Source organism: Basfia succiniciproducens (genome assembly GCF_011455875.1).
In the GTDB taxonomy this organism is placed as follows: Bacteria; Pseudomonadota; Gammaproteobacteria; order Enterobacterales; family Pasteurellaceae; genus Basfia; species Basfia succiniciproducens.
In genome coordinates, this window is sequence record NZ_CP015031.1 from 1,782,147 (window position 1) to 1,796,321 (window position 14,175).

16 protein-coding genes and 1 pseudogene are annotated in these 14,175 nt (G+C 44.5%); 3 read left to right on the forward strand and 14 right to left on the reverse strand.

Annotation, left to right across the window (positions count from 1 at the left end; translation table 11 throughout):
- Window positions 1–45: 45 nt before the first annotated feature.
- A complete protein-coding gene (locus A4G13_RS08285; RefSeq protein WP_090655759.1) occupies window positions 46–798 on the forward strand; it encodes an alpha/beta hydrolase in 753 nt (250 codons plus the stop codon).
- 363 nt (window positions 799–1,161) lie between these two features.
- Window positions 1,162–2,163, forward strand: a complete 1,002-nt coding sequence (locus A4G13_RS08290) for a TRAP transporter substrate-binding protein (RefSeq protein ID WP_090655761.1) — start codon at window positions 1,162–1,164, stop codon at window positions 2,161–2,163.
- 276 nt (window positions 2,164–2,439) lie between these two features.
- On the opposite strand, the gene rfaC is transcribed toward A4G13_RS08290, so the two are convergent.
- From rfaC to waaF, 3 genes and pseudogenes are all read right to left on the reverse strand, one after another.
- Window positions 2,440–3,396, reverse strand: a complete 957-nt coding sequence (gene rfaC, locus A4G13_RS08295) for a lipopolysaccharide heptosyltransferase RfaC (RefSeq protein WP_090655831.1) — start codon at window positions 3,394–3,396, stop codon at window positions 2,440–2,442.
- Between the two features lie 8 nt (window positions 3,397–3,404).
- A pseudogene (locus tag A4G13_RS08300) lies at window positions 3,405–3,494 on the reverse strand (phosphate-starvation-inducible protein PsiE); the annotation flags it as partial.
- A 10-nt stretch (window positions 3,495–3,504) separates the two neighbouring features.
- Window positions 3,505–4,545: a lipopolysaccharide heptosyltransferase II gene (gene waaF, locus A4G13_RS08305; RefSeq protein ID WP_090655764.1), complete on the reverse strand. Its 1,041-nt coding sequence runs from the start codon at window positions 4,543–4,545 to the stop codon at window positions 3,505–3,507.
- A gap of 156 nt (window positions 4,546–4,701) precedes the next feature.
- Between waaF and A4G13_RS08310 the strand changes: the two genes are divergently transcribed.
- Window positions 4,702–4,992 (forward strand): YfcZ/YiiS family protein, encoded by a 291-nt coding sequence (locus A4G13_RS08310; protein WP_041640095.1) that lies wholly within the window; start codon window positions 4,702–4,704, stop codon window positions 4,990–4,992.
- 63 nt (window positions 4,993–5,055) lie between these two features.
- Here the strand turns inward: A4G13_RS08310 and hslO are convergent, their stop codons facing one another.
- From hslO to ftsB, 11 genes are all read right to left on the reverse strand, one after another.
- A complete protein-coding gene (gene hslO, locus A4G13_RS08315; protein ID WP_090655766.1) occupies window positions 5,056–5,943 on the reverse strand; it encodes an Hsp33 family molecular chaperone HslO in 888 nt (295 codons plus the stop codon).
- Window positions 5,944–6,062: 119 nt separating this feature from the next.
- Window positions 6,063–6,473: a ribosome-associated heat shock protein Hsp15 gene (hslR, locus tag A4G13_RS08320; RefSeq protein WP_090655769.1), complete on the reverse strand. Its 411-nt coding sequence runs from the start codon at window positions 6,471–6,473 to the stop codon at window positions 6,063–6,065.
- 114 nt (window positions 6,474–6,587) lie between these two features.
- Window positions 6,588–8,309 carry an AMP-dependent synthetase/ligase gene (locus tag A4G13_RS08325; protein WP_424945109.1) on the reverse strand — a complete coding sequence of 574 codons (1,722 nt, stop codon included), beginning with the start codon at window positions 8,307–8,309 and terminating at the stop codon, window positions 6,588–6,590.
- A 336-nt stretch (window positions 8,310–8,645) separates the two neighbouring features.
- Window positions 8,646–9,941 carry a murein hydrolase activator NlpD gene (gene nlpD, locus A4G13_RS08330; protein WP_041640096.1) on the reverse strand — a complete coding sequence of 432 codons (1,296 nt, stop codon included), beginning with the start codon at window positions 9,939–9,941 and terminating at the stop codon, window positions 8,646–8,648.
- A 19-nt stretch (window positions 9,942–9,960) separates the two neighbouring features.
- On the reverse strand, window positions 9,961–10,155 hold the full coding sequence (locus tag A4G13_RS08335; protein WP_011201419.1) for a putative periplasmic lipoprotein: 195 nt from the start codon (window positions 10,153–10,155) through the stop codon (window positions 9,961–9,963).
- 9 nt (window positions 10,156–10,164) lie between these two features.
- Window positions 10,165–10,740 carry a YqaA family protein gene (locus tag A4G13_RS08340; RefSeq protein WP_090655775.1) on the reverse strand — a complete coding sequence of 192 codons (576 nt, stop codon included), beginning with the start codon at window positions 10,738–10,740 and terminating at the stop codon, window positions 10,165–10,167.
- 39 nt (window positions 10,741–10,779) lie between these two features.
- Window positions 10,780–11,520, reverse strand: coding sequence for a 5'/3'-nucleotidase SurE (surE, locus tag A4G13_RS08345; RefSeq protein WP_090655778.1), 741 nt, complete (start codon window positions 11,518–11,520; stop codon window positions 10,780–10,782).
- 119 nt (window positions 11,521–11,639) lie between these two features.
- Entirely contained in the window at window positions 11,640–12,653 is a 1,014-nt protein-coding gene (gene truD / locus A4G13_RS08350; protein WP_090655781.1) for a tRNA pseudouridine(13) synthase TruD, read from the reverse strand.
- A complete protein-coding gene (gene ispF, locus A4G13_RS08355; RefSeq protein ID WP_090655784.1) occupies window positions 12,647–13,126 on the reverse strand; it encodes a 2-C-methyl-D-erythritol 2,4-cyclodiphosphate synthase in 480 nt (159 codons plus the stop codon). Before ispF ends, truD begins: the two co-directional genes overlap by 7 nt.
- Before the next feature lie 56 nt (window positions 13,127–13,182).
- Window positions 13,183–13,869, reverse strand: a complete 687-nt coding sequence (gene ispD, locus A4G13_RS08360; RefSeq protein WP_090655787.1) for a 2-C-methyl-D-erythritol 4-phosphate cytidylyltransferase — start codon at window positions 13,867–13,869, stop codon at window positions 13,183–13,185.
- Window positions 13,869–14,156, reverse strand: coding sequence for a cell division protein FtsB (gene ftsB / locus A4G13_RS08365; protein ID WP_011201425.1), 288 nt, complete (start codon window positions 14,154–14,156; stop codon window positions 13,869–13,871). The genes ispD and ftsB overlap by 1 nt, the downstream gene beginning before the upstream one ends.
- Window positions 14,157–14,175 lie beyond the last annotated feature (19 nt).

Consider the following 14,175-nt stretch of genomic DNA (forward strand, 5'->3'; position numbering starts at 1 on the left):
TTTTCCGATTTTTGTAGAATTTAGATAAAAAGAGAACGCAATCTAATGGAAAAACTATTTGATATTAATGAACAGGGCTTGAGCGTACGATGCAAGCTATTTTACGAAAAAGATGTACACAGCATTGAAAATATCGTATTGATTTTACACGGTTTCGGCTCATCTAAAGAAGTAAAATCCAATGCCAAATTCGGCGAGCGCTTAATCACAAAATACAAAAACTACGGTGCCATCGCTTTCGATCTGCCTTGCCACGGCGCAGACGCCCGTAAAAAATTATCCGTAGCGGAATGCCTCACCTACATTCAATTGGTCGTCAATTACGCCAAAGAAAAACTTAACGCCCAAAACCTCTATGCCTACGCCACCAGCTTTGGTGGCTATCTAACGCTGAAATATATCGCCGAGCGGGAAAATCCGTTCCGAAAAATCGCTCTGAGAGCGCCGGCAATCCAAATGTTTCACACACTTACAGCCAATATGACTGACGACGAACGCCATAAAGTCGCGAAAGGAAAAGAAATCATGCTTGGTTTTGAACGAAAAATGAAAATCGGTAAAGAATTCCTGGACGAACTGGAACAAGGCGATATTCATCAATACGACTATTTGGACTACGCCGACGACATGCTGATTCTCCACGGCACTGCCGATGAAATGGTGGACATCGCCACATCCCAAACTTTCGCCGAAAATAACGTCATCGAATTAATTGCCGTAGAAGGCGCCGACCACCCCTTCTCCAACCCGCAATTAATGGATCTGGCGATTGGGCGAATTGTAGAGTTTTTCCACTAAAAACAATATTATTCCCGCTCTTCGTCCCGGTTTAACAAAGGGCGTAGCATTTATCGGGCGGGATTTATTCCATCCAGCTACCAACCCGCGCCTTAAAACCGGTAAGGCTTATAATCCCTTCGGACGCCAATAGATTTCTACATATGTCTATGGCGCTACTTTCAAAAATACTCGACAACCTTACCCTTACAAAAAAGCGATATAGTTCAATTTATTTTTTCATTATGAGACATTTGCCTCAATAATGAAAAATACGTTCCGATTGGCGGGAGAAACCGTTGTACTAGAACAATTAGTGCAATACCATTCATATTGGCTATTATTTAAACATATTTTTGTCAAAAATTATCCAAGAGGTATCCTATGAAACTTAAATTTGCACTACTATCTTTAACTGCCGCACTCAGTGTTTTTAGTAACTCGGTGCTGGCGAAAGCGGAAATGACATTACGCCTGGGTCTTGAACCTTCTATCGATAGCCCGCAAGGCGTCGGCGCGAAGGAAATGGCAAAGGTGGCCGATGAGCTTTCCAAAGGAAAAATTGCGATTGAGTTCTTTCCCGATCAGCAATTAGGAACCGGACCTCAGATGATCGAGATGGTCAAAAAAGGCGAATTGGATATTTTCCAAGGCGGTGCCGGATTATATTCCTCAATAGAACCGCGCCTAAATGTGTTTGATATTCCGTACTTATTTGATTCCGTAGAACAGGCTTACAAAGTATTGGACAGCGATTTCGGTAAAGAAATACTGGCAACATTGGAACCCGCTAATCTTAAAGGCCTGTCCTTCTGGGAAAACGGTATCCGTTCGGTCACCAGTAATGTAAAACCGATTAATACACCGGAAGATCTGGTCGGTTTAAAAATCCGGGTGATGCCGGCCAACCAGGTTCATGTTGATTTATGGCAAGGCGTCGGCGCAAAACCGGAACCGCTGCCTTACGGTGAAATTTACGGTAAATTGAAAAGCGGTGAATTAGATGCGCAGGAGCATCCGATTGCACCAATTTATACCGGTAAATTCTATGAGGTTCAAAAATATCTGTCTTTAACCCAACATATGTACGGCCCGTTGATTCAGGTGATGAATCTGGAAAAATTTAATGCATTACCGAAAGAAACTCAGGATATTTTATTGAAAGCTTCTTACGCGGGCGCGGTTAAAATGCGTCAGTTCTCAAATGAAAATGCCGCTAAATTCATCGATGATATGAAAAACAAAGGGATGTTAGTTAACAACGTGGACACTACACCGTTTAAAGCCAAAATGCGCCCGTTAGTTGAGAAACCTTATGTTGAGAAAAACGGTGACGATTGGCTGAAAAAAATCAACGCCTCTATTGAAGCGGATCGTAAAAAATAATAGTTTCGAATTGTTTTAACAACATTCGTCCCTTCGATTCTTACCGACCGTACTTACTCAAAAGTGCGGTCGGTTTTCTATTTTTTTATCATGTTGGGATACCAGGATTACAAGCTTTTTAATATCATTCTTAAGTAGGAATCCGGTGTTATCGCCCCCAAAATTGGTTGAACGGTTGGAATTGGTACCTATTTCAGCTAAGGCAATCAATGCAATTTTACTTTGAATTTTAAAAAGCCGTCTGAAAACGTTTAGCTATACGGAATTCCTCTTTACCTAAACAACACCCAAAAATCTCTCAAACACTTCTTCTGCGCTGATTGCGCGCATTGTTTCTTTTGTTAGGTGATGTTGGTTTTTGCCGTATGTACCGATTAATTTAGGGTCTGTTGCGCCGTAGAGAGTGATGTTGGGGATATCCAAAGCGGCGGTTAGATGGGCGAGCCCCGTATCGACGGAAACCACGGCACTGCTTTGTGCTATTTCTTCGGCGAGCGCCGAAAGGGAAAGTTTCGGCAGGATTTTCACCTGAGGGATATTTTGGGCAATCTGTTGCGCTTGCTCGTATTCCCGTTCGTTTCCCCAAGGCAAGTGAATATGGTAGCCTTTTGCCGCTAACAGCCGGGCGAGCTTTGTCCATTCGGGGTTTATCCAAAACTTATCGGCTCTGGTGGTCGCGTGAATAAACATAATATAGGGATTATCTATTGCTTTAGCGGCGTGCCGAAAATGACTGGCAATACCATAATCGCCTTTTTCATCCGGCAAAGCATAACTCAGACTCTGTGCAAACAGGCGGCGAATGCGTTCCACCGCATGCTGTTGGTAAGGAATATTAAATTTATGATCATAAAAAAAAGCGGCAAGCCCTTCTCTTGCACAGGAAAAACTATAACCGTATTTTTCACCCCGGGCCGGGCGGGTAACCAATAGCGCGCTTTTTAATAAACCCTGCGCATCAATCACCGCATCATATTGTTCCGTCTGTAAAAAAGTGCGGTAATTTTTCCATTGATTTTTTGTTTCTGCGGAAAAAGGCTGCTTGCGCCAACGACGAATCGCCACCGGAATCACTTTATCTACTGCGCAATGCCAATGGGGAATTTCGGCAAAATTTTCTTCCACCACCCAATCGAAGCGAACATCGGGCAATGCTTTCTGCGCGTCGGTGAGCGCCGGCAAAGTGTGGAGAACATCTCCCATGGAGGAGGTTTTTACAATGAGGACTTTCATTTTTACCATTAAAAATTCTTTAATTTATCCGAATAACGCACTAAACAAAGGGCGATTTCCATCAACAAAATAGCGCCGACAAATAAAATTCTGTTTACGAAAGTTATCTTAATTTAACAATTGGGCTAATTTTTCCATCACCATTTCCGGCTGAATATCAATCAGGCTTTGATGGTACCCTTCCGCGCTGTCGGCACCTTTACGGATTTTTATCAGCCCGCCTTCAATCAGACGGATAATTACCGCCTTATCCGACAACGGCGGTGTATATTGCGGGCTGGTCGGTCCGTAAAGAGCGACAAGCGGCCGCTTCAGTGCGGCGGCAATATGCATTAATCCGCTGTCATTCGTCACCATCGCCACACAATCGCTAATTAAATCCACCGCTTGGTTTAATTCCGTCTGACCGCTCAAATCCACACAATAGGCTTGCAGCAATTCCGGTAAACCGCCACGGATTTGTTGGCATACTTCATTATCTTTTGCCGATCCGAACAAACGAACGGAATAGCCTTTTTCAATTAACATTTCGGCAAGTTTCGCATAATGATAATGCGGGTATCTTTTAGCCGGCCCAAACTCTGCACCCGGGCAAAATCCGATAGCAGGCCGGTTTTCCGCTAAGGCAAGCTGTGCGCTGAATTTTTCTTTAGTTTTTTCCACCGCACTTTTTTCCACCGTTAAGTAAGGGGTCGGAATCGGTAAATTCTGTGCATCAGGCACCGCACTTTTCTCATAACCCAGGGCTGCGTAGCGTTGTACCATCATCGGATAATCATTTTTATTGGAACGCAAATCGTTCAAAAAGAAATAACGGCTTTCCCCTTTCCAGCCCCGGCGGACGGCAATTTTGGCAAACAACGGAATAAAGGCGGATTTCAGCGAATTAGGTAACACAATCGCCATATCATATTGATTACGCAAAGATTTTCCGATACGAAAACGCTCGGTAAGATTAAACGCACCATGACCGATAGGCATGGTTAACGCCCGGCGCACTTCCGGCATTCTCGCCAATAAAGGCTTGCACCAATTAGGGGCCAGCACATCAATTGCGCAATCGGGATATTGTTTTTTAAGGGTTTGATACAAACTGTGCGACATCATCATATCGCCGACCCAGGAAGGCCCAATAACTAGAATATTCATAATTTTCCTGATAAATATGCACGCAAAGTGCGGTGAAAATTTGTTTAATTTTAACTAAATTTTGTCCTTTTTACACGGGACTTTTCTCCTCAACATTGATCAAAAAGGCATTTAGTATTAAAGTAAAGCCAAATTCAATTAACTTGAGGAACTATGATGAAATCAGACAAACCCATTGAATGCGTAGGTTGCAACACTTTTGACGTCGGTTCAATTTTAAATAACGACGAACTTGAAGCAAAAATTGAAAAAGTATTTGCCGGCAAAGAAGAAGCCGAACAAGGTTTAGCTGCCTTAACCGCAAAAGCACGCGACATAGAAAGCGAACCTTGCAAAATCAGCAGTGAAATTACCCCTGTGGACGGCGGTTATAAATTAACGGCAAGCTTTGAATTCAGCTGCCAGGCTGAAGTGGTTATCTTCCAGTTAGGAACAAGAAGTTTCTAATATAGGTATAGGCAAGCAAAAAGCAAAAAAGTGGAATTAAAAAATTCCACTTTTTTATTACCATTAATGGGTGGTTACCGGTTCTTCGCCGCTTTTTTTCAGTTTTTCAATGGCTTCTTTATTGAAAAAATAATGGGTTCCGCAACATTCGCATTGCATATCAATGCTGCCGTTATGCTCTTCCAGAATCTCATCAATTTCATCGTCATTAATTAATAACAATGCCGAACCGGAACGTTCCTGCGAGCAACCGCAATGGAACTGTATAGCTTGCGGTTCATATAATTCAACGGTTTCTTCATGATATAGACGATAAAGCAGTTCTTCCGCCGGCAAACCGAAAATTTCTTCGTCTTTTACCGTCGCCGTTAAGGTTGCCAAATGGTCGAAATCATCCGGCGAACCTGAACCGTCCGGCATAATCTGCAATAACATACCGGCGGCTACGGGTTTTCCTTTATATTCGCCCACGCGAATTAATAATTGAGTTTGCAACTGTTCGGATCGTTGGAAATATTCTTCCAGGCATTCGGTGACGGTCGGCTTATCCAAAGCAATAATACCTTGATAACGTTCGCCTTCTTGCGGTGCGATAGTAATCACCAATACGCCTTTGCCGATCAATTGATGCAAACTCATATCATCGCGGATTTCGCCGTCGATACGCGCCAACGCACGAATTTGCTGCCGGTGATTGCCGTTTACCAACGCCAAGCGCAGCGGGCCGTCGCCCTGAATCTGTACGGTAATATCGCCGTTAAATTTTAGGGTTGCCGTCAGTAAATTGGTTGCCACCATCATTTCGCCTAACAGGTTACGCACCACATTCGGGTAATGATGCGTATTTAACGTATCGATAAAGGTTTGATTTAAACGAACCCACTCGCCGCGCACCGCTCTGTCCTGGAATAAATAGCGGTAGAGTTTGTCGTTATCTTGCATATAATTCATAATTTTCCTTGTTTGCTCAAGCGAACCGAATTGTCCGCCGTTCGACTATTGTTGCTATATTGGGATAATTATCGGAATTTCAATATATTGCAAAACTCCGAAAAAAATGACCGCACTTTTTAGCCTTGATTTTTAAATTTAATTAAATCCCGTCGCTCTTTTTTATTCGGCCGATGATCAGGATGAGGCATGGCGTTCATTTTCCGCGCTAATGCATTTTTTTCTCTGTTTTCAATGCTTTGTTCGGTTTCCGCATACAGCAATTGCGCCTGCGGCGCGCCCCGGCGTTGAGTGGAAAGTGCGGTCACTTTTATCTCTTTTTCATCATTGCCTTGGCGTAATTTAATGGTAGCGCCGATTTCTACGGTTTTATTCGGTTTGGTACGTTGCCCGTTATAATGCACTTTACCGCCGTCGATCATTTCTTTTGCGATAGTGCGGGTTTTATAAAAACGTGCCGCCCAAAGCCATTTGTCCAAACGGGTGACATCTTCGTCCTTTTCATCCGCTTTGATTGGTTTTTTTGCCATAATCCGTCCTTATGCTACTTGTTAGGTTATATTTTATGGCGAGCCGGTTAAAACGTCCACCGTCGATAATCAAACGCCCGAATATTTAAGCCCGCCAAGGCGGCGGGCTGCTAATTAACTATACATGGCTTCAATCTGCCGGCGATAACGCTCTAAAATCACTTTACGGCGCAATTTTAAGGTCGGCGTAATTTCTTCCATCTTGATACTGAAAGCCTGCGGCAAAAGGGTAAATTTTTTCACCTGCTCAAAATGAGCGAGTTCTTGCTGCAATTCCTCAAGACGTTTTTCAAACAGCTTAATAATTTCGGAATGTTTGATTAATTCCAAACGATCCTGATATTTAATATTCAACTGCTTCGCATAGTCTTCCAACGCTTCAAAAGAAGGGACGATTAACGCAGATACGTATTTTTTGGCATCGGCAATAACGGCGATTTGTTCGATAAATTTATCTTTGCCCAATTTGCCTTCAATATATTGAGGCGCAATATATTTGCCGTTGGAAGTTTTCATTAACTCTTTAATACGATCCGTAATATAAAGGTTGCCATTTTCATCAAATTCGCCGGCATCGCCCGTTTTGAAGAAACCGTCTTCGGTAAAGGCTTTAGCCGTTTCGGCAGAATTATTGTAATAACCTTTCATCACCATGCCGCCACGCACTAAAATCTCATTATTCTCTCCGATTTTTACCTCGGCATTCGGCATAAGTCGCCCGATTGAAGCGGCGTTGAAATGTTTATCCGCCCAGCAGGAAACCGTCGCCGTGGTTTCCGTCATACCGTAACCCAGTTTTACGTTGATGCCGATAGCATGGAAAAATTCCCCGATTTTGCCTTCAAGCTTCGCCCCGCCGCAAGGCATCATTTTTATATTGCCGCCTAACAGATTTCTTAATTTCGATAAGACCAATTTATCGGCAATTTTATGACGCCAAGTGGATTTTTGCGTATGTGCGAATTTTTGCCCCTGCTTGATTGCCCATTGGAACAGCATTCGGCGGTGCAAAGGCGCATGAATGACTTTATCCTGAATGGCGCTATACATTTTTTCATACAAGCGAGGCACCGCACACATTAACGAAGGTTTAAGCTCCGTTAAAGCATTGCGCACTTCATTGGTACTTTCCAGATAACACACCACCGCACCGCGATGCAGCACATAGGCGACCCACGCCCGTTCAAAAATATGCGAAAGCGGCAAAAACGATAGCGAGACGTCTTCACGCCCCACCACATCCGGCAGCGCCAAATCATGGGATTTCAACTGGTGGGCAAGGTTGGAAAAATCAAGCATCACACCTTTAGGATCGCCGGTAGTACCCGAGGTATAGATTAATGTAAATAAATCCGTTAACCGCGCGTCATTTAAACGTTCAAGTAACCGATTAGGATCCGTATCGGCGCTTTTTCCCATAAATGAGTGCCAACTTAATAGAGATTCATTAGGACTGAATTCCGCCGTAGATTTCATCAGGATGATTTTTTCAAGTGTCGGGCAATTATTCTTAATTTCTAAAATAGTATCTAATTGCTCTTGTTCTCCCACAAACAGAATTTTAATTTCCGCATTATTAATAATGAATTCAGCCTGATTAGCCGTATTTGTGGCATAAATAGGTACGGTGACGGCGCGAATTTGCAACGCGCCGAGATCGGCAATCGTCCATTGCGGCATATTGTGCGAAAAAATGCCGATTTTATCTTGTACATCAATACCATGGGCAAGCAAAGCAAGCGAAACCCGATCAATCTGAAATTGAAATTCTTCCCATGAAATATCAACCCAACCGCCATTAACTTTATGGCGCAAAGCAGTGGCTTGTTTCAGCATTTTTGCCTGCTGACGCACTCGATTCACAAAATGAAAGTCTAATTCTGACCGATTCATACAATCCCTTTATTCATTTTTATTTTAGTTTACATTTGTACGCTAATATAATAAAGCATGAGGAATAAAGCTAGATCTTGGCGGGCTAAATTAGCAAAATTTATACGGTATCAGGCTAATATTTTCAGCAAAACGGCTTCAGCTAAAAGGAATAAAAAAAAAAACGGTTTATAAAAATCGTATTTTTTTGACCGCACTTTTATAAAGCAGTGAAAATTTAATTAGTATTGCATTGATAAAAAAAGCCGATCATGTCGATCAGCTTTTTATCAAATTAAATTAACGCCGAGGCAAATAGCTTGTCGGATCGACGGATTTACCTTTGTAACGAATTTCAAAGTGGAGTTTAGTACTGTTTGTACCCGAACTACCCATTTTGGCAATTTGTTGACCGGCTTTGACTTCCTGTTGATCATTAACGGAAATACTGTCGTTATGCGCATAGGCGCTTAGGAAGTCGTCATTATGTTTAATAATGATTAAATTACCGTAACCCCGTAATGCGTTACCCGCATACACAACCCGACCGGCTGCCGCGGCATAAACAGGTTGCCCTTTGGAGCCGCTAATATCGATACCTTTATTACCGCCGTCGGAGTTAGAGAAGCCTTGTACGACTCTGCCCGATGTCGGCCATTTCCAAGAAATATTGGATGCCGGCGTTTGTACGGCTGAACTTGCCGTACCCGCTACAACGCCTGTTGTTGCCGGTGCAACCGTACCGACGCCCGCCGTTACACCGCTGTTATAAGCCGGGCTTGGCGCACTGGTCGCCGCACTCGCTACCACCGGTCCCGCAACTGCGGAGGCTGCCCCCGCTGTGCCGGCTCCCGCTTTCACCGGACCGGTAATTGTGCCGTCCGAGCCGTATTGCGTGCCGTTAGCACCGGCCGTATAGGTAACGGCAGGTTGTTCTACCGGTACTTCTGTACATTGTTGTTCGGTGATAGTTTCCGTTTCCGCTCCGCCGCCTACACGGTTAGCCACTTTTAGGGTTTGTCCGACTTTCAGATTATAAGGCTCGGAAGTCATACCGTTTAATGCGGCCAATTCTTTTACGTCCATACCGGAAATATAGGCAATCAGGAACATAGTATCGCCTTTATTTACCGTATAAGTGCTTCCTTTGTAGAAACCTTTATCGATTTTGCTGTAATCCGGCGCATTGGTGGTAGCATTGCGAGGAATATTGATATTCTGGCTGCCTTGTGCCGCGGTCGGTTTCGGTTTGGTTACCGTTTTACAAACAGTTTTAGTTTGCGGAGCCGCCGGCGTTTGGACTGCAGGCTGTGTATTTACCGCCGGTGTTGTCGCCGTATTTCCCACTGCAGTAGCCGGTGCGGTTGCCGCCGGCATAGTAGGCTGGCTTGCTACCGGATTATCCATCCCCGCAGGCATGGAACTTTGCTGGATTTCAGGCTGCCATGAACCGCTGCTGCCGGTATTATCCACAGGTTGCATAATTCCCGGACTTAACGTACCGTCCGCATTCTCTACCGGTGCGGGAGAAGTGCTTGAACTACAAGCCGATAATACGGCGACGGCAATAGGTAATAATAAAAATGACTTTTTCATTCTGAATTCTCTTAAAAAATTATTTCATACTATCCGGCATACTTTGTTGTTCGATTTCAGGCATAAAACTGCCGCCTGCAATCGCTCCGGTACCTTCCACAGGAATCATAATACCGTCCGCTAATTGGTTTTCATCACGGGGTGTTGGTGTGTCAGCCGATGAACAAGCCGTTAAGGTCGTTATGACGGCTAATAATAAGACAATTTTTTTCATGCCTTTATCCTACTTTAAAATTAAATATGCAATTATCGCCAGAACCACTACCGCCCAGCCGATAACCTCAATAGATTTCCGCAATTTCGCAGCAAATTTTTCGCCGCCCCAGGCCGCCAATTTCGCTACCAGCAGAAAACGTGCGGCACGGGAAATAAAGGCGGTGATGACAAACGGAATAAACGCCATTTGCATCACCCCTGCGGCAATAGTGAATACTTTATAAGGAATAGGAGAAAAACCGGCAACGAATACCACTAAAATTCCCCATTGTTGAAACCAGGAAATTGCCGTATCCCAATGCTGCTGATAACCCCATTGAGTAATATAACCCTGTACAAAATCAAAGGCATAATACCCGACGGCATAACCAATCATGCCGCCGACAACCGATGAAACCGCTGTATAAAGCGCCAATCTAACCGCACTTTTCGGTTTGGACATTGACATTGGAATCAACATTACATCCGGCGGGATTGGGAAGAAGATAGCCTCAATAAAGCTCACTAAACATAACCAAAACGCTGCAAAGCGGTGTTTTGACCACTGCATGGTTTTGTCATACATTGCCCCGAAAATTTTCAAAATACGTGTCCTTAAATAAATTCGAACAGAAATGCGTAATTATTCACTTTCTAACCAATCTTGTAAAGCACTCATTGAATTATAAGAGGTCATATCCACCTGAATCGGGGTAATCGCCACATAACCGTTATTCACCGCGTGAAAATCCGTGCCCTCTTCATCATCTTCCGGTAACGCGGCAGGACCAATCCAATAAATGCTTTCGCCCCGGGGGTCTTGCTGTTTTATCACTTCCGCCGAAGCGGCTCGATGCCCCAGCCGGCAAACCTTAATGCCTTTTATTTGATCATAAGGAATATCCGGCACATTGATATTGATAATTTCCCGCGGATTCAATAAACGGGTGTGCAATTTAGGAATTAAATCGCAAACCACCCGTGCCGCAGTTTCATAATATCGGCGCCCGTCTAATGAGACGGCAATTGAAGGCAGGCCTAAATGGCGCCCTTCCAGCGCCGCCGCAACGGTGCCGGAATAAAGAACATCGTCGCCTAAATTAACACCGGCATTAATGCCCGAAACCACAAGATCCATGCGCCCGGATAAAAAGCCGTTTAACGCCAAATGCACACAGTCCGCCGGCGTGCCGTTTACGCAATAATCGCCATCGTCCAGGTGGCGGGGTCGCAACGGTTCAACCAAAGTTAACGAGCCGGAGGCGGCGCTACGGTTACGATCGGGCGCCACAATGGTCACATCGGCGAATTTACGTAACTCTCTGGCGAGAATTTGAATACCTTCGGCATGATAACCGTCGTCGTTAGAAAGAAGAATGTTCATTATTTTCCTGTTTTTTCTTTTATAATTATTAGTATTTTATGCGGTATATTCTGCATAAACCCCATAAAAAACAGCATAAAATCGACCGCACTTTGAGCAATCGGGCGATTCGTTATTATTTATTCATTTTCATCAATATTTACTAATTCCCGCACCAATGCGGTAGCATAACTGCCGGCGGGTAAATAGAACTTGAGTTTTAAACCGTTTTCCACAAATTCCCAGTGAAAATCCCGTGCCTGCATCAGCAACGGACGCCGCGCCGGCTTCATACGTTCCCGTTTCATCAGGCTGATAAGCGACTGATGCCGCTCAACCAGTTTATTTTCCAGCTCGCAGGCAAGTTGCTGAGTTTCGCCGATTAAAGGGGCGGTAAGCTGTAAATCATGATTCTCTAAACGCGTCTGCAAAAGAGCTAAATCCTCTTTTTCATCCGCCGTAAACCAACTGTGTGTGCCCGCTAACTGAAGAATATCATGGGCTAATACTTGATTTGCCAGGCCTTGACGGATTCGCTCCGAAACCACCAGATTAAACACTTCACTGCGCGCCGCAGACAAATAAAAACTGCGCTTTTTGCGGTCTTTGACCTTAATCTCGCCGTTCGCCCAACGCATTGCCTGCGTAAGATTATGCACGTCTTTACCGAAGCGTTGTTCCATAAAATAATTCGGAAAACCAAAATTTTTGATATTTTCCAACCGCACTTTTAACTCGTCGGTTTCGACGGCATTACGCAATAAAATTTCAAAATGATTACCGTTCAAACTACCCGTGCGAATCTTTCTGCTGTGGCGGGTTACTTGTAAGATTTCTACGCCCGCCATATTAAAGCGGCTGAAATCCGGCATCGCTTTGCCCGGCATTTGCAAGCAGAACCATTGTTCCGTCACGGCTTTACGGTCTTTCAGACCGGCATAACCCATATTGCGAGGGGAAAGTCCGACAAATTTCGCCAACTGTTCACCGACAAACAACGTATTTGCATCGGTTTTGCGCACATATAGCGCAACAAATTCCCCTTCGCCGGTCATGGCATAACCTAAATCTTCTTTCACGATAAAATCGGCATAGTCGGCTTTTAACAGCGCGCGCTGTTGAGGCAACGTTTGCAAGTAAGCAAGTTCTAACATGATTTTACCAACAGAGCCACCGCTTCCGTGGCAATGCCTTCGCTTCGCCCGGTAAAGCCGAGTTTTTCCGTGGTGGTGGCCTTCACGTTCACCTGTTCCACAGAACATTGCAGATCTTCCGCGATTACTGCGCGCATGGCATCAATATGAGGGCGCATTTTGGGCGCCTGAGCGATAATGGTGACATCCACATTACCGATTTTATAACCCTTTTCCTGCACCCGGCGAAAAGCTTCGCGCAACAGAATACGGCTGTCGATATTTTTAAATTGCATATCCGTATCCGGGAACAGCTTGCCGATATCGCCCAACGCCAGGGCGCCTAATAAGGCATCTGTTAACGCATGGAGCGCCACATCACCGTCCGAATGAGCGATAAAGCCCGTATGATAAGGAACTTCAACCCCGCCGATAATCAGCGGGCGGGCTTCGCCAAAAGCATGCACGTCAAAACCATGACCAATACGAATCATATTATTATCCTGTTTATGTAAAAGACTTCGGGTCTGTTTATCTTTTATAAACGACCCTACTTTCGTGACAAATAAAATTCGGCTAATTTTAAGTCTTCCGGGCGGGTGACTTTCAGATTATCGCTTCTTCCGGCAACCAAGTGCGGTCGAAATCCGGCAAATTCCATGGCGGAGGCTTCATCGGTCACAGCTAAGCCGTGTTCAAACGCCTGCTGTAAGGCGCGATATAACAAATCCGCGCGGAAAAATTGCGGCGTTTGCGCCTGCCATAACTGGCTGCGATCTTCCGTTTGTATAATCTGTTTTTCCGCCGAGGCGCGCTTTATGGTATCTACCGCCGGAATAGCTAAAATGCCGCCGTTATCATCTTCAATTTGCAGTAATTTATCCAAATCTTCATGGGTCAGACAAGGACGCGCCGCATCGTGTACCATTACCCAGGCATGAGGCTGGGTAATGGCCTTAAGCCCGTTAAACACCGATCCTGCCCGGTCCTTGCCCCCTTGAACAATTTTGATTTTAGGTTGGCGAATTACATCCAGTCGGTCTAAATAAGGGTCGTTTTCCGCCACCGCCAGAATAATCTGCTGAATAGGCGTATAGCTCAATAAAACCTCTAAGGTATGTTCCAATAAGGTTTTACCCAACAAGGTTAAATATTGTTTCGGTTTATCGGCTTGCATACGGCTACCGACACCGGCTGCCGGCACGACCGCAATGATTGGGCGAGAGTGACGAGTCATTATCTGTTATCTTTATTTTCTTTCGCAATGCGGTAAAAGGTTTCGTTAGGCTTAACCAATTCATATTGTAAACGAGCCCGTTCCTGAATTGCTTCAACCCCGTCTTTTAAATCTCTGATTTCGGCGGCGACCACCTGATTACGCTGCGAAAGTTTTGTATTTTCGGCTTTATGCATGGCAATTTCTTCGGCGGTTTCTTTGTAGTCCAAATAACCGTTTTTACCGAACCATAAATCATATTGGAACAGTAAGAGAATTGCCGAGAGAATTAAAATAAATAAACGCATTTCATTGTTTTCGTTAAAT